The sequence below is a fragment of the Pseudoruegeria sp. HB172150 genome (assembly GCF_013184805.1).
Classification (GTDB): domain Bacteria; phylum Pseudomonadota; class Alphaproteobacteria; order Rhodobacterales; family Rhodobacteraceae; genus Psychromarinibacter.
In genome coordinates, this window is record NZ_JAATNG010000001.1 from 691060 (window position 1) to 706429 (window position 15370).

The following is a 15370-nucleotide window of genomic DNA, read 5'->3' on the forward strand; positions in this document are numbered from 1 at the left end:
GGCGGATTGAGCAACGGCAGCAGCTCAATCCGCCGTTTCCGTTCCGGGGACATCAAACCACCTGAGGGAATGGGAGCCGCGGGACAGTGGCGCGACGGTTCAGAGGCGAGTTCCACCAGAAGGTGGACGGCAAGGGCAGGGTGTCGATCCCGGCCCAGTTTCGCCGTGTCCTCGAATCCGGCGATCCCGGCTGGTCCGACGGCAAATCCCCCGAATTCGTTATTGTTTACGGTGATCACCGCCGGAAGTATCTTGAATGCTATACGATTGATGCAATCGAGGAGGTTGACGACCAGATCGCCGGCCTGCCGCGCGGTTCCGCCGAGCGGCGTTTGCTTGAGAAACTGTTTTCCGGCCAGTCGACTCAGATCGGCGTGGACGAAACCGGTCGCATCGTGCTGGCCAAGAAGCTGCGCGACAAGATCGGCATCGGCGACGAGGCGTTTTTCATCGCCACCGGCGACACCTTTCAGATCTGGCAGCCGGACACCTACGAAACAGATTTGTCCAGGACCGAGGCGATGCTGGACGAGTATCCCGAGGATTTCGATCCGCTCACCCTTCTGGATCAGAAGCGGGGCGAATAGGCCATGGCCGCGGCGGACCCTGCCAGCCCCGTCCCGCACATCCCCGTCCTGCTGCGTCCATTGCTGGAGGCGGTTGCACCCGTCGAAGGTCGCTGGCTGGACGGCACGTTCGGTGCAGGCGGCTATACCCGCGGGCTGCTGGAGGCCGGGGCAGATCACGTGACCGCGGTAGATCGCGATCCGACGGTGTTTGTGATGGCCGAGGAATGGGCCGGCGCGTACGGCGAGCGGCTGAGCATGGTAGAGGGTACCTTCGGCAAGCTCGACGAATACGACGAGGATCTAGACGGCGTGGTTCTGGATCTGGGTGTGTCGTCGATGCAGATCGACCAGGCGGAGCGCGGGTTTTCCTTTCAGAAGGACGGGCCGCTGGACATGCGCATGGGCGATACCGGGCCGACGGCGGCGGATCTGTGCAATACCGCGTCAGAGGCGGATCTCGCAGACATTCTTTATCAGTATGGCGAGGAACGTGCCTCTCGCCGGATCGCGCGGGCTATCGTGAAGGCGCGGGACGACGCGCCGATAGAGACCACCTTGCAGCTTGCCAGGATCATCGAATCGCAACTGCCGCGACAGAAACCGGGGCAGGCGCATCCCGCGACCCGCAGTTTCCAGGCCATACGTATCGCCGTGAATGACGAGTTCGGCGAGCTTGCGTCGGGGCTCGAAGCAGCCGAGCGGGCGCTGAAGCCCGGCGGGCGGCTGGCTGTCGTCACTTTCCACTCGCTGGAGGACCGTGTCGTGAAGCGGTTTTTCCAGATTCGCGGTGGCAAGGAAGGTCAAGGCAGCCGCCACGCGCCGCCGACCGAATCCGATACGCCGAGATTCGAAGTGATCACGCGCAAGGCGGTGGGGGCGGATGAAGAAGAGCTTCACCAGAACCCGCGCGCCCGGTCCGCCCGGCTGCGTGTCGCGAAACGGACAACTGCTCCGGCCGGCGCGCCGGATCGCACCAAACTGGGACTGCCAATGCTGAACAGGGGGGCAAAACATTGAAATCGCTTGCATTCGTCCTTTCGATCCTGGCCGTGATGGGGCTTGCCTTCTGGGCCTATGGCGAGAACTACAAGACCCAGCGCGCACTGAGCGAGGTGCAGAACCTGCAGCGCCAGATCGGCGCATTGCGCGAGACACGAACGGTGCTGAAGGCGGAATGGGCCTATCTGAACCGCCCGGACCGGCTGCGCGACCTGGCCAACCTGAACTTCGAGCGGCTGGAGCTGGTTCCGCTGGCGCCTGCGCAGTTCGGCCGCGTCGAACAGGTTGCCTTCCCGCGGTCCGAGCCGTTGTTTGAGTTGATCGAGGATCCGGTGAACGTAGCCGCGCTTCTGCCGCCGGCCGAGGAGCCGCAGCCTTGAGCCGCGTCCCGCTTCGGCCGCTTGCGCGGATCCTCGAGGCACGCAGCAAGGGCGAGAATCCGGACGCGATCGAGCGCGAGAACCTGCGCCTGCGGCACGAGGAGATGCGCGACAGGGCCAGGCAGCGCGCCGAAGGGCGCCTGGTAGTGCTGGGCGTGTTCTTCTTTTGCGCCTTCACCGTGGTCGGAACCCGGATGGGGTTGATGGCGGCCTCGGCGCCGGAAGAGCCGAGGTCTTTCGTCTCGACATCGGAGATCACCGCGCAGCGGTCGGATATCGTAGATCGCAACGGCAAGATTTTGGCGACGAACCTGCAGACGCATTCGCTCTATGCGCAGCCGCCGCTCATGGTGGACCCCGAGGGTGCCGCTGCCGCATTGGCTGCGACCTTCCCGGACCTGGAGGAGGAGAAACTACTCAAGCTGTTCACCGGGAAGCGGAAATTCGTCTGGATCAAGAAAGTCCTGTCGCCGGAACAGCAGCAGATGGTGCATGATATCGGCGAGCCCGGGCTGCTGTTCGGACCGCGCGAGATGCGGCTGTACCCGAATGGGGCGCTGGCATCGCATGTGCTGGGGGGCTACGGTTTCGGGCGCGAGGGCGTTTATGCGGCCGAGGTGATCGGCACCGCCGGTGTCGAGAAGCAGTTCGACGAGTTCCTGCGCGACCCGGCGGAGAACGGCAAGCCGCTGCAGCTGTCGCTGGACCTGACGATCCAGTCGGCGGTGGAGGAAATCCTTTACGGCGGCATGAAGCTGCTGAACGCCAAGGGCGCCGCAGCCGTGCTGATGGATGCCTATACGGGCGAGATCGTATCCATGGCGAGCCTGCCGGATTTCGACCCCAACGACCGCCCCGTTCCGCTGCTGCAGGGCGATCCATCTGACAGTCCGCTGTTCAATCGAGCGGTGCAGGGGGTCTACGAGCTTGGCTCGACCTTCAAGATCTTTGCCGCCGCGCAGGCTATGGAGTTGGGCTTGCTTGGCCCGAACAGCCTTGTCGACGCCGACGCGCCAATGAAATGGGGCAAGTACACGATCAAGGAATTCGAGAACCACGATTACGGGCCCTACCTGTCGGTCACGGACGTGATCGTGAAATCCTCGAACATCGGCACGGCGAATATGGCACTGATGATCGGGCAGGAGCGGCAGAAGCAGTTCCTTGAGTCTTTGGGTTTTTTCGAGCCGACCAAGGTGGAACTGTTCGAGGCGCCCTACGCCAAGCCGCTGCTGCCGCCGAAATGGTCCGAGATCAATACGATCACGATCTCCTACGGTCATGGGCTGTCGGCCAGCCCGCTGCATCTGGCAGCGGCATATGCGACAGTCACCAATGGCGGGACCAAGGTGACGCCGACGCTGGTAAAAAAGGATTACCGCATCCCCGGTCCGCGCGTTATCTCGCGCGAGACCTCAATCGCGGCACGCAACATGCTGCGCGCAGTGGTGACTCGAGGTACCGCCAGCTTCGGCGAAGTGCCGGGCTACATGGTCGCCGGAAAGACCGGCACGGCGGACAAGCCAAAGCCGCGCGGCGGCTATTATGACGACAAGGTGATCGCGACCTTCGCCAGCGTGTTTCCGGTGAACGATCCGAAATACGTATTGGTCGTATCGCTGGACGAACCGGTTGAAACCTCGGGCTCCAAGCCCAAGCGCACTGCCGGCTGGACGGCGGTTCCTGTCGCGGCAGAAATCATCCGGCGCACCGCGCCGCTGCTGGGTCTTGCGCCCGCGATTGAACCTGCCCCGGCGGATGCGTTAACAGAGGGGTAAGCAAAGAAAGTCGAGGCGGATGGCACCCCGGGCGAAAACACTCGCGGATCTGGGACTTGCGGCACAGGGCGGCCGCGAGGCAAAGGTGACCGGGCTGTCGGTGGACAGCCGGCAGGTCGAGTCGGGTCACCTGTTCGCGGCGCTTCCCGGCAGCCGCATCCACGGTGGTGAATTCATCCAGTTCGCGCTGCGCATGGGGGCTGGGGCGATCCTGACCGACCGGCAGGGCGCGAAGATCGCCAGGGAAGAACTGGCCGCGAGCGACGCGGCGCTGGTCGTTACCGAGGATCCAAGGCAGGCGCTGGCCTATGCGGCGGCGCTGTGGTTCGGGCTGCAGCCGGATACCATCATCGCCGTCACCGGAACCAACGGGAAAACTTCTGTCGCCACCTTCACGCGACAGATCTGGACCGAGCTCGGGCTGAAATCGGTGAACCTGGGCACCACGGGTGTCGAAGGCGCGTACGAAACCCCGCTACAGCATACCACGCCGGAACCGATCACCCTGCACCGGGTTCTGCGAGAAATTGCCGAAGCCGGGGTGGATCACGTCGCGATGGAGGCATCGTCTCACGGGCTTGCGCAGCGGCGCCTGGACGGGGTGAACCTGGCAGCGGCGGCGTTCACGAATTTCAGCCAGGATCACCTCGACTATCATTCCAGCTTCGAGGAATATTTTGCCGCCAAGTCGGGGCTCTTTACGCGCGTTCTGCCGGATGACGGCGCAGCGGTGATCAACATCGACGATCCGCGCGGGGCCGAGCTGGCGGACATTGCGATGGATCGCGGCCAGGATATCCTGACAGTCGGGCGCGGCGAGGAAGCCAACCTGCGGATTCGGGCGCAGCGCTATGATGCGACTGGGCAGGACCTGCGGTTCGACTGGAACGGCCGGCCGCGGCAGGCGCGGCTGGACCTGATCGGCGGGTTTCAGGCGGAAAACGTGCTCACCGCAGCCGGGCTGGTCATCGCGACCGGCTGCGATCCGGTGCGCACCTTCGACATGCTGCCGCATCTCAAGGGCGTGCGGGGCCGCATGCAGCTGGCCGCCACGCGCGAGAACGGGGCGACGGTGTTCGTGGACTATTCGCACACGCCGGACGCGCTGAAAACCGCACTGCGAGCCTTGCGGCCGCATGTGTTGGGGCGGTTGATCGTGGTGTTCGGAGCCGGCGGCGACCGTGACACCACCAAACGCCCGCTGATGGGGCAGGCGGCGGCGGAGAACGCCGATGTCGCCTTCGTCACGGACGACAATCCGCGGTCGGAAGATCCGGCGTCGATCCGTGCCGAAGTGCTGGCCGGCGCGCCCGATGCGACAGAGGTCGGCGACCGGGCGGAGGCGATCCTGCGTGGCGTGGATGCGCTGCAGCCGGGCGATGCGCTTCTGATCGCGGGCAAGGGGCACGAGACCGGCCAGATCATCGGCGATGATGTTTACCCCTTCGATGATGTGGAACAGGCGAGCGTGGCCGTCGCGGCGCTGGACGGACGGCTGGTATGACGCTTTGGACCGCGGCGGACGCGGCAGCGGCAACCGGCGGGCGCGCGACGACGGACTGGGTCGCCACGGGCGTTTCCATCGACACGCGGTCGCTGCGGCCGGGCGACCTTTTCGTCGCGTTGACCGATGTGCGCGACGGCCATGACTTTGTGGCCGATGCACTGGGCAAGGATGCGGCGGCGGCAATGGTCAGCCGCGTGCCGGACGGAGTGTCCGAGAACGCACCGCTTCTGATTGTGGACGAGGTGCTGCCGGCGCTGGGACGGCTGGGCGTGGCCGGGCGGGCACGGACCAAGGCGCGGGTCGTCGGGGTCACCGGGTCGGTCGGCAAGACCTCGACCAAGGAAATGCTGCGCGCGGTGTTGTCCGGGCAGCGGCGGCGCGTTCATGCGGCGGAGAAGAGCTTCAACAACCAGTGGGGCGTGCCGCTGACGCTGGCGCGAATGCCCGCCGACACGGAATTTGCCGTGATCGAGATCGGCATGAACCATCCCGGAGAGATCCTGCCGCTGGCGCGGATGGCCCGGCCCCATGTCGCGATGGTGACCACCGTGACGCAGGCGCATCTGGAGGCCTTCGACTCGGTGGATGACATCGCACGCGAAAAGGCTGCAATCTTCGGCGGGCTGGAGCCGCGCGGAACTGCTGTGATCAACGGCGACATTCAGACCGCCCCGATCCTGCGCGAAGCCGCGCAGGCAGCCGGTGCGAAAGTGCGCACCTTCGGCATGGCCAGCCGTAATTTCCACCGCGTCATGGATGTGCGACTGTCGCGCGAAACCACGGTGGCGCAGGGCAGGCTGTGGCGGCAGAAGGTGATGTACAAGATCAACTCTCCCGGCCGCCATTTCGCTGTCAACGCGATGGGGGCGCTTGGTGTTGCGAAGGCGCTGAACCTCGACGTCGCGTTGGCCGTCAACGCATTGGGCCAGTGGCACCCGCCCGAGGGGCGCGGCAAGATCGAGATGCTGTCACTCGATGCGGTCGAAGAGAAGATGGCAGTCGAACTGATCGACGACGCATTCAATGCGAACCCCGCTTCGGTCGAGGCGGCGCTTGACGTGCTGGCCGCGACGGAGCCGCGCGACGGGCTTGGCCGCTACAGTCGCGGCCGGCGGATTGCGGTTCTGGGAGACATGCTGGAACTGGGCGAGGACGAGATTGCCCTGCATGCGGCCATTGCCGAATTGCCGGCGCTGAAGGTGCTTGACCTCGTGCATTGCGTCGGGCCGCGGATGCGCGCGCTGTACGACATCCTGCCACCGGAGCAGCGCGGCCAATGGTTTGAAAAGGCAGAGAAACTGGCCGCCCGGGTGCACGGGCTGGTGGATGCCGGGGACGTCATCCTGGTGAAGGGGTCCAAGGGCATAAAGGTCAGCCTCGTTGTTGACGCGATCCGTAAATTGGGCCATCCGCTGCTGACCGAATCCGAGGAACTTGCCTGATGCTGTACTGGCTGACCGAATTCTCCGACGGCGGCGACTTCTTCAACCTGTTTCGCTACATCACCTTTCGCTCCGGCGGAGCCTTCTTTACCGCGCTGATCTTCGGTTTCCTGTTCGGTCGACCACTGATCAACCTGCTGAAGCGGCGGCAGGCCAATGGCCAGCCGATACGTGATGACGGGCCGGAATCGCATCTGGCCAAGCAGGGGACGCCCACGATGGGCGGTGTGCTGATCCTGGGCGCACTGCTGGTGGCAACGCTGCTGTGGGCGCGGCTGGACAACGGGTTCGTCTGGATGATCCTGTTCGTGACGGTGGGTTTCGGTCTGGTGGGCTTTGCCGACGATTACGCCAAGCTGTCGAAGGCGAACTCCAAGGGCGTGCCGGGAAGGCTGCGCCTAGGAATCGGGTTCCTGATTTCGGGGATTGCGGTCTACTGGGCGTCCTGCCTGCACCCCGACGAGCTGACGTTTCAGCTCGGGTTCCCCATCTTCAAGGACGTGCTGCTGAATCTCGGCTGGTTCTTCATTCCCTTCGGCATGATCGTGATCGTCGGCGCCGCCAACGCGGTGAACCTGACCGACGGGCTGGACGGGCTGGCGATCATGCCGGTGATGATCGCCGCGGGGACGCTTGGCGTCATCGCATATGCGGTCGGCCGGGTAGACTTCACCGAATACCTCGACGTTCACTACGTGCCCGGCACCGGCGAGATCCTGATCTTCACAGCCAGCCTGATCGGTGGCGGGCTGGGCTTTCTGTGGTATAACGCGCCGCCCGCGGCGGTATTCATGGGCGATACCGGATCGCTTGCCCTCGGCGGGGCGCTGGGGGCGATTGCTGTGGCGACCAAGCACGAGATCGTGCTGGCAATTGTCGGCGGGCTGTTTGTGACCGAGGCGCTGTCTGTGATCATCCAGGTCGCCTATTTCAAACGCACCGGAAAGCGCGTGTTCCTGATGGCACCGATCCACCACCACTTCGAAAAGAAGGGCTGGGCGGAGCCGCAGATCGTGATCCGCTTCTGGATCATCTCGCTGATCCTGGCGCTGATCGGGCTGGCGACGCTGAAAGTCCGGTAGACGGCGATTGTCGGATATGTGTGGGATTCTAGTCGCTGTTCGGCGATTTTCCCGCTGAGTTTGTTCGAAACGCGCCAATCGCAGGCCCGAAGGCGTTTCCCCTATGACCTATCAGCCCCGACGCATCCTGATCACCGGCTGTTCCGCCGCCGGCAAATCGACGCTGCTGGTCGAAGTGGCCCGTCGTGGCTGGGTTACCGTGCCGGAACCGGGCCGTCGGGTGATCGCGGCAGAGCGGGCCGCCGGCGGCGACGGGCTGCCATGGGTGGATCTTGAGCGCTTCGCCCGGCTCTGCCTCGAGATGGCGATCGCGGACTGGGAGGCAGCCGGGCCGGGGATAACGCTGTTCGACCGCGGCATCTTCGACGCTGCGATCAACCTGCGTCATATGGGGCAGGACATTGGCGATGCGCTCACCCGATATCGCTACGATCCGCTGGTGCTTCTGGCAGAACCCTGGCCGGAGCTGTTTGCCGCGGATGCGGACCGAAAGCACGGGATGGACGCGGCCCTGGCCGAGTTCGAGCTGCTCAGGGCCGGGCTGGACGAATTCGGCTATCGTGCCGAACCGCTTCCCAAGGTCAGCGTCACCGATCGCGCGGACTGGCTGGAATCCCGCCTCGCGAGCGGGTAATCCGGTCTGACAGGACAGGAGAGATCATGATCCCCGTTCGCGGATATGCAGGCGAGACCGTCGCCGTTCTGGGCCTCGGCCGCTCCGGCCTTGCAGCCGCCCGTGCCCTGCGCGAAGGCGGCGGGACGCCGGTCTGCTGGGATGACGGCGCCGAGGGCCGGGCACGTGCCGAATCCGAGGGTTTCACGCTGCGCGACCTGACCCGGCAGGGCGCCTATGACGACGTTAGCGCGCTGATCGTCTCTCCGGGCATCCCGCATCTTTACCCCGCGCCGAACAAGGCGATCGCTGCCGCCTGGGAAGCGGGCATGCCGGTGGACAATGATATCGGCCTGTTCTTCGCCAGTTTCGGCAGCGCGGACTGGGCGCAGTTCGACCAGCCGCCACGGGTCGTGGCCGTCACCGGCTCAAACGGGAAATCCACCACCGCCGCACTTATCCATCATGTGCTGGAGCATGCCGGCAAACCGGCGCAGCTGGCCGGCAACATCGGCCGCGGCGTGTTCGACATCGATCCACCGCAGGACGGCGAAGTGGTGGTGCTGGAGCTGTCGAGCTACCAGACCGAGCTTGCGCGTGCACTGACGCCGGATATCGCCGTCTTCACCAATCTGACGCCGGATCATCTGGACCGGCATGGCGGGCTGGGCGGTTATTTCGCCGCCAAGCGGCGGCTCTTTGCCGAGGGCGCGCCGGATCGTTGTGTGATCGGCGTCGACGAGCCCGAGGGCCGGTTCCTGGCGAACCAGCAGTCGCAGGGACCTGCCGATACGCGGGTGATCCGGGTGTCGTCGGGTACCAAACTCGGCGGGCCCGGCTGGTGCGTCTTTGCCCGCAAAGGGTTCCTGTCGGAATACCGGAAGGGCAAACAGGTCGGTTCCATAGATCTGCGCGGCATCCGGGGCCTGCCGGGCGCGCATAACCACCAGAACGCCTGCGCCGCCTATGCGGTCTGCCGCTCGCTGGGCATGGGCCCCAATTCGATCGAGGCGGCGTTCCGGGATTTCGAGGGGCTGCCGCATCGTAGTCAGATCGTCGCAGAGCAGGACGGTGTCACCTGGGTCAATGACAGCAAGGCCACCAATGCCGACAGCGCCGCGCAGGCGCTGCAGGCTTTCGACCGGATCCGCTGGATCGCCGGGGGTCTGGGCAAGGATGGCGGCATAGCCAGCCTTGCGCCGCATCTGTCGCGGGTGACAAAGGCCTACCTGATCGGCCATTCGGCGCGTGATTTCGCGCTGCAGCTGGGCAACACCGCACACGAGATCTGCGAGACGATGGAGATGGCAGTGGCCTGCGCCGCCGCAGATGCGGAGCCGGGCGATACGATCCTGCTGGCCCCCGCCGCCGCCAGCTTTGACCAGTTCCCCGATTTCGAGAAACGCGGCGAGGCGTTCATGGAACTGGTGCGCGCCCGTCTGACCCCCGCAGGCTGACCGCACCGCTTCTTCTGGCCGCAAGTATCCCCCGCGGAGCGTCCCGCAACCGCAACAGGCGCGCGGCCGGCGAAGCAATTGATCGGTAAACACTAGCGCGGTCGGAAATCTTTGGTTAATCTTGTCCCCAGACCCGGAAAACCGGGCGAGCAGTGACAGTTACAGGCGGTACCCCATGACGGAAATGGTGTTCGGCGCGGCGCCCGTTCGCGAAGGCGAGCCGATTCTGCCGCGTTGGTGGCGGACGATCGACCGCTGGTCGCTGGCCTGCGTGCTGCTGCTGTTCGGGGTCGGTATGCTGCTTGGCCTTGCCGCTTCGCCGCCGCTGGCCGCGAAGAACGGGTTCCACGCTTTTCACTATGTGCAGCGGCAGGCGTTCTTCGGGGCGCTGGCGCTGATCGCAATGGTGCTGACCTCGATGATGTCGCCGACCATGGTGCGCCGGCTTGGCGTCATTGGTTTCGCTGTGTCGTTTGTCGCTCTGATGCTGCTGCCGGTTTTCGGCACGGATTTCGGCAAGGGCGCGGTGCGCTGGTTCAGCCTCGGCTTCGCCTCGGTACAGCCGTCGGAATTCCTGAAACCCGGTCTGATCATCGTGTCAGCCTGGCTGATGGCGGCGAGCCAGGAAATAAACGGCCCACCGGGCAAGAGCATTTCCTTCGCGCTGGTCTGCGCCGTCGTGGGTCTTCTGGCGCTGCAGCCCGACTTCGGTCAGGCTTGCCTGGTGCTGTTCGCATGGGGCGTGATGTATTTCGTCGCCGGTGCGCCGTTCACCCTGCTGATCGGAATGGCCGCACTGGCCGTGACGGGCGGCACTGTTGCCTATAACGCGTCTGAACACTTCGCCCGCCGCATCGACGGCTTCCTGTCGCCAGAGGTCGATCCTCGCACACAGCTTGGCTATGCCACCGGCGCGATCCGCGAGGGTGGGTTCTTTGGCGTCGGCGTCGGCGAGGGCCATGTGAAATGGTCGTTGCCCGACGCGCATACCGATTTCATCATTGCCGTGGCAGCAGAGGAATACGGGCTGATCCTCGTGCTGTTCATCATCCTTCTCTACATGACGATCACTGTCCGGTCGCTTCTGCGGCTGATAAGAGAGCGGGATCCGTTCATCAGACTTGCGGGAACGGGTCTCGCCTGTGCGTTCGGGGTGCAGGCGATCATCAACATGGGGGTGGCTGTGCGGCTGTTGCCGGCCAAGGGCATGACGCTACCTTTCGTCAGCTACGGCGGGTCGTCGCTGATCGCTGGCGGGATTGCCGTGGGCATGCTGTTGGCCTTCACGCGGACCCGTCCGCAGGGTGAGATCGGCGATATCCTTATGCGTCGGAGACACTGACCCTTGTCCGGACAAATCCGATATTATCCGGTGCGCCGCCGAAGATGGGTGCCAATTTTCTGCACTGATCGCGCATTCGGCGGCGCGGCGTAATGGCGGAACGCCCACTTCTCGTCATTGCCGCCGGTGGCACCGGTGGTCACATGTTCCCGGCGCAGGCACTGGCCGAAACGATGCTTTCCCGCGGCTGGCGGGTGATCCTGTCCACCGATCCGCGCGGCGCGCGCTACACCGGCGCATTCCCCGAGGCGGTTCAGATAGAGCAGGTCTCTTCCGCCACCTTCGCCCGCGGCGGCATCCTGGCCAAGCTGATCGCGCCATTCCAGATCCTCGGCGGTGCCATTTCCGCGATCTTCGCGTTCCGCCGCCACCGCCCGGCGGTGGTCGTGGGCTTCGGCGGCTACCCCTCGATCCCCGCGCTTGCTGCGGCGACGATCCTGAAACTGCCGCGCGCCATCCACGAGCAGAACGGGGTGCTTGGCCGGGTCAACCAGGTCTTTGCGAAACGCGTCGATGCGGTTGCCTGCGGCACCTGGCCGACCGAGCTGCCTGAGGGCGTGACCGGCGATCACACCGGCAACCCGGTGCGGCGGGCGATCCGCGACAAGGCGGGTTCGCCTTACATCCCCCCCGGCGATCACCCGATGCAGGTCCTTGTGCTTGGCGGCAGCCAGGGCGCGCGCATCCTGTCGGACATGGTGCCCGCCGCAATCGCGGAACTGCCCGAGACGGTGCGCGCCTATACCCGCGTCTCGCACCAGGCGCGGCCCGAGGATCATGAGCGTGTTACCGCGTTCTACGCCGAGCATGGCATCCGCGCCGATGTGCAGCCGTTTTTCCATGACGTGCCGGAGCGTATGTCAGAAGCGCAGCTGGTCGTCGCCCGCTCTGGCGCGTCCACCGTGGCGGATCTTACCGTCATCGGCAGACCCTCGATTCTGATCCCGCTGGCCGCCGCGATCCGCGACGAACAGGCAGCAAACGCGCGCGGTCTGGTTGACGCCGGGGCGGCCATCATGATCCGAGAATCGCTGCTGGACGTCAGCTCGCTTTCCGAGCATATGGCGCTGATTCTCGAAAACCCCGACGGCGCCGTGAAGATGGCCCACGCGGCATTGACGATTGGACTACCGGACGCGGCAGAACGTCTGGCGGACTTGGTAACCACACTGGCAGAGAGGCGCGAGATCGGGCATGAAACATGAACGCTGGGGCAAATTCCGGACCTGCGGCATGAACGCGGCAACCAAATTGCCAATGGAAATGGGCCCGATCCACTTTGTGGGGATCGGCGGCATCGGTATGTCCGGTATCGCCGAGGTGCTGATCAACCACGGCTACAAGGTACAGGGATCGGACCTTAAGGCGTCGAAGATCACCGACCGGCTGGTCGCGATGGGCGCAAAGATCTTTATCGGGCAGAAGGCCGAGAACTTGGCCGAGGCGGAGGTCGTGGTGATCTCTTCCGCGATCAAGCCGGGCAACCCGGAACTCGACACCGCCCGCGTCGAGGGCCTGCCCGTCGTGCGCCGCGCCGAGATGCTGGCCGAGCTGATGCGGCTGAAATCCAACGTCGCCGTCGCCGGCACCCATGGCAAGACCACCACAACGACGCTGGTTGCCACGCTGCTGGATGCTGGCGGGATTGACCCGACCGTGATCAACGGCGGCATCATCCACGCCTACGGATCGAACGCCCGGATGGGGCAGGGCGAGTGGATGGTGGTCGAGGCCGACGAATCCGACGGTACCTTCAACCGCCTGCCCGCCACCATCGCGATGGTGACCAATATCGACCCCGAGCACATGGAGCATTGGGGCACCGAGGAGAACCTGCACCGGGGCTTCCTCGATTTCGTCGAGAACATTCCGTTCTATGGGCTCGCGGTCTGCTGTACCGACGACCCGGACGTGCAGTCGCTGGTTTCCAAGGTCACCGATCGCCGCGTCGTCACCTTCGGCTTCAACGCTCAGGCGGACGTGCGCGCCGACAACCTGCGTTACGAGCGCGGCGTAGCGCATTTCGACATTCGGCTGCGGTCTGAGGACAAGTGGATCCGCGACTGCACCCTGCCGATGCCAGGTAATCACAACGTTTCCAACGCTCTGGGCGCGGTCGCCGTCGCCCGCCATCTGGGCATGAAGAAGGACGCGATCCGCGAGGCGCTGGCCAACTTCAAGGGCGTTAACCGCCGGTTTACCCGCGTGGGCGAGGTGAACGGCGTGACGATCATCGACGATTATGGCCACCACCCGGTTGAGATCGCGGCGGTGCTGAAGGCTGCACGGCAGGCGACAGACGGCAAGGTCATCGCGGTGCATCAGCCGCACCGCTACACCCGGCTGTCGAACCTGTTCGGCGACTTCTGCACCTGCTTCAACGATGCGGACGTGGTTGGCATCGCCGAGGTCTATGCCGCCGGCGAGGATCCGATCCCCGGCGCCACCCGCGACGACCTGGTGGCGGGCCTTACGCGCGCCGGTCACCGCAGCGCCCGCGCCATTTCCGACGAGGGGGATCTGGCGGCATTGGTCCGCGAATTCGCCGAGCCGGGCGACATGGTGGTATGCCTCGGTGCCGGTACCATCAGCTCCTGGGCGAACAACCTTCCGGCGCAGCTGGAGAAGGACGGCTGAGGGCGCCCGCACCATGAGTCTGCCACTGATCCTCGCCTGTCTCTGGGTCGTGGCGGCCTCGGTGACCGCGTTCTTGCCAATGCGCTACCAGATCGCGCCGGGGCTTCTGCTGCTGATCAGCGCCCCGGTGCTCATTTACTTCCTGGCGCGCGAGCACGGTCCGGTCATCACGTTGATCGGCATCTTCGCGGTGCTGTCGATGTTCCGCCGCCCGCTGATCCACCTGTTCCGCAAGCTGGCCGGAATTCCCACGGAAAAGCCCGGCGAATGAGCCTGCCGCTGATCCTTGGCTGTTTCTGGGCCATCGCCGCCAATGTGGCCGGGATGCTGCCGTCGAAACGCAGCCACTGGCCGGCCGCGTACGTGCTGATCGCCGTGGGGCTGCCGATCCTGGTCTGGATCTTCTGGCTCCACGGTCCCTGGATCGGACTTCTCTGTCTCGCTGCCGCCATGTCGATCCTGCGCTGGCCGGTACTCTACCTCTGGCGCTGGATCAACCGGGTGCTCGGCACCACGGAACGGCAGTAGTCCCGCATCTTCTTCTGGCCGGAAATATCCCCGCCGGAGGCACACTCCGCAGGAGCGTTCCCTTGCGCAGCCCCCGACACGCGCCTATCCCGCAGTCATGGCTGATACGCTTCCCCAGACCCGTGGCACGCTGACGCCGAACCGTCCGCTTTCGGACCTGACCTGGCTGCGCGTAGGCGGGCCGGCGGATTGGCTGTTCCAACCCGCCGATACCGAGGACTTGACGTCGTTCCTGCGGGCGCTCGACCCGGCGATCCCGGTTTTCCCTATTGGCGTCGGGTCGAACCTGATCGTGCGCGACGGCGGAATCCGCGCGGTGGTGATCCGGCTGGGGCGCGGGTTCAACGGGATCGAGATCGACGGCGACCGGGTCCTCGCGGGGGCTGCTGCTCTGGATGCACATGTCGCGCGGAAGGCGGCGGCGGCCGGGCTGGACCTGACGTTTCTCAGGACGATCCCGGGTGCTATCGGCGGCGCGGTTCGGATGAATGCGGGCTGCTACGGGCGGTACACCGCAGATGTGTTCGAAAGCGCCACGGCAGTGACGCGGGCCGGCAAGATTATTACGCTATCGCCCGGCGATCTAAACTTCGCCTATCGCCAGACCAACCTCGCCGCCGACACGGTGATCACATCTGTCACCTTCCGCGCGCCGAAGGGCGATCCGGAGCTGCTTGAGCAGCAGATGGCCGACCAGCTGGCAAAGCGCGACGCGACGCAGCCCGTGAAGGACCGCACCGCGGGCTCAACGTTCCGCAATCCCGCGGGTTATAGCTCCACCGGGCGGGCCGACGATACGCACGAGCTGAAATCGTGGAAGCTGATCGAGGATGCAGGGCTGCGCGGGGCTCGGCACGGCGGTGCGCAGATGTCGGAGAAGCACCCGAATTTCCTGACGAATACCGGGAGCGCGACCGCCGCCGAACTGGAGGCGCTGGGCGAGGAAGTTCGAAAAAAGGTGTTTCAAAGCACCGGAATATGTCTAGAATGGGAAGTGATCCGGGTTGGCGAAACAGCCCCCGGCGATAACCAATAA

15 protein-coding genes are annotated in these 15370 nt (G+C 65.0%); all 15 read left to right on the plus strand.

The features are described 5' to 3' along the window. The first annotated feature begins 86 nt into the window (after window positions 1-86). Window positions 87-587 (plus strand): division/cell wall cluster transcriptional repressor MraZ, encoded by a 501-nt coding sequence (mraZ, locus tag HCO70_RS03325; RefSeq protein WP_172293055.1) that lies wholly within the window; start codon window positions 87-89, stop codon window positions 585-587. Window positions 588-590: 3 nt separating this feature from the next. Then, window positions 591-1586 carry a 16S rRNA (cytosine(1402)-N(4))-methyltransferase RsmH gene (gene rsmH / locus HCO70_RS03330; RefSeq protein ID WP_172293057.1) on the plus strand — a complete coding sequence of 332 codons (996 nt, stop codon included), beginning with the start codon at window positions 591-593 and terminating at the stop codon, window positions 1584-1586. Then, window positions 1583-1948, plus strand: a complete 366-nt coding sequence (locus HCO70_RS03335; protein WP_172293059.1) for a cell division protein FtsL — start codon at window positions 1583-1585, stop codon at window positions 1946-1948. Before rsmH ends, HCO70_RS03335 begins: the two co-directional genes overlap by 4 nt. Further along, entirely contained in the window at window positions 1945-3726 is a 1782-nt protein-coding gene (locus HCO70_RS03340; RefSeq protein ID WP_172293061.1) for a penicillin-binding protein 2, read from the plus strand. Before HCO70_RS03335 ends, HCO70_RS03340 begins: the two co-directional genes overlap by 4 nt. A 19-nt stretch (window positions 3727-3745) precedes the next feature. Further along, window positions 3746-5230 (plus strand): UDP-N-acetylmuramoyl-L-alanyl-D-glutamate--2,6-diaminopimelate ligase, encoded by a 1485-nt coding sequence (locus HCO70_RS03345; protein WP_172293063.1) that lies wholly within the window; start codon window positions 3746-3748, stop codon window positions 5228-5230. After that, window positions 5227-6675 carry a UDP-N-acetylmuramoyl-tripeptide--D-alanyl-D-alanine ligase gene (gene murF / locus HCO70_RS03350; protein ID WP_172293065.1) on the plus strand — a complete coding sequence of 483 codons (1449 nt, stop codon included), beginning with the start codon at window positions 5227-5229 and terminating at the stop codon, window positions 6673-6675. Before HCO70_RS03345 ends, murF begins: the two co-directional genes overlap by 4 nt. Then, entirely contained in the window at window positions 6675-7757 is a 1083-nt protein-coding gene (gene mraY / locus HCO70_RS03355; RefSeq protein ID WP_172293067.1) for a phospho-N-acetylmuramoyl-pentapeptide-transferase, read from the plus strand. The genes murF and mraY overlap by 1 nt, the downstream gene beginning before the upstream one ends. A gap of 103 nt (window positions 7758-7860) precedes the next feature. Next, on the plus strand, window positions 7861-8391 hold the full coding sequence (locus HCO70_RS03360; RefSeq protein WP_172293069.1) for an AAA family ATPase: 531 nt from the start codon (window positions 7861-7863) through the stop codon (window positions 8389-8391). A 26-nt stretch (window positions 8392-8417) separates the two neighbouring features. Continuing rightward, window positions 8418-9827 carry a UDP-N-acetylmuramoyl-L-alanine--D-glutamate ligase gene (gene murD, locus HCO70_RS03365; protein WP_172293071.1) on the plus strand — a complete coding sequence of 470 codons (1410 nt, stop codon included), beginning with the start codon at window positions 8418-8420 and terminating at the stop codon, window positions 9825-9827. Window positions 9828-10002: 175 nt separating this feature from the next. Continuing rightward, on the plus strand, window positions 10003-11169 hold the full coding sequence (gene ftsW / locus HCO70_RS03370; RefSeq protein WP_172293073.1) for a putative lipid II flippase FtsW: 1167 nt from the start codon (window positions 10003-10005) through the stop codon (window positions 11167-11169). 92 nt (window positions 11170-11261) lie between these two features. Further along, a complete protein-coding gene (locus HCO70_RS03375) occupies window positions 11262-12374 on the plus strand; it encodes a UDP-N-acetylglucosamine--N-acetylmuramyl-(pentapeptide) pyrophosphoryl-undecaprenol N-acetylglucosamine transferase (RefSeq protein ID WP_172293075.1) in 1113 nt (370 codons plus the stop codon). A gap of 28 nt (window positions 12375-12402) precedes the next feature. After that, complete coding sequence (murC, locus tag HCO70_RS03380) at window positions 12403-13806, plus strand: UDP-N-acetylmuramate--L-alanine ligase (protein WP_172296108.1); 1404 nt, start codon at window positions 12403-12405, stop codon at window positions 13804-13806. A 13-nt stretch (window positions 13807-13819) separates the two neighbouring features. Next, window positions 13820-14077, plus strand: a complete 258-nt coding sequence (locus HCO70_RS03385; RefSeq protein ID WP_172293077.1) for a DUF2484 family protein — start codon at window positions 13820-13822, stop codon at window positions 14075-14077. After that, the gene (locus tag HCO70_RS03390) at window positions 14074-14334 is read left to right on the plus strand and encodes a DUF2484 family protein (protein ID WP_172293079.1); all 261 of its coding nucleotides are present in this window, start codon (window positions 14074-14076) and stop codon (window positions 14332-14334) included. The genes HCO70_RS03385 and HCO70_RS03390 overlap by 4 nt, the downstream gene beginning before the upstream one ends. A 97-nt stretch (window positions 14335-14431) precedes the next feature. After that, on the plus strand, window positions 14432-15370 hold the full coding sequence (gene murB, locus HCO70_RS03395; protein ID WP_172293081.1) for a UDP-N-acetylmuramate dehydrogenase: 939 nt from the start codon (window positions 14432-14434) through the stop codon (window positions 15368-15370).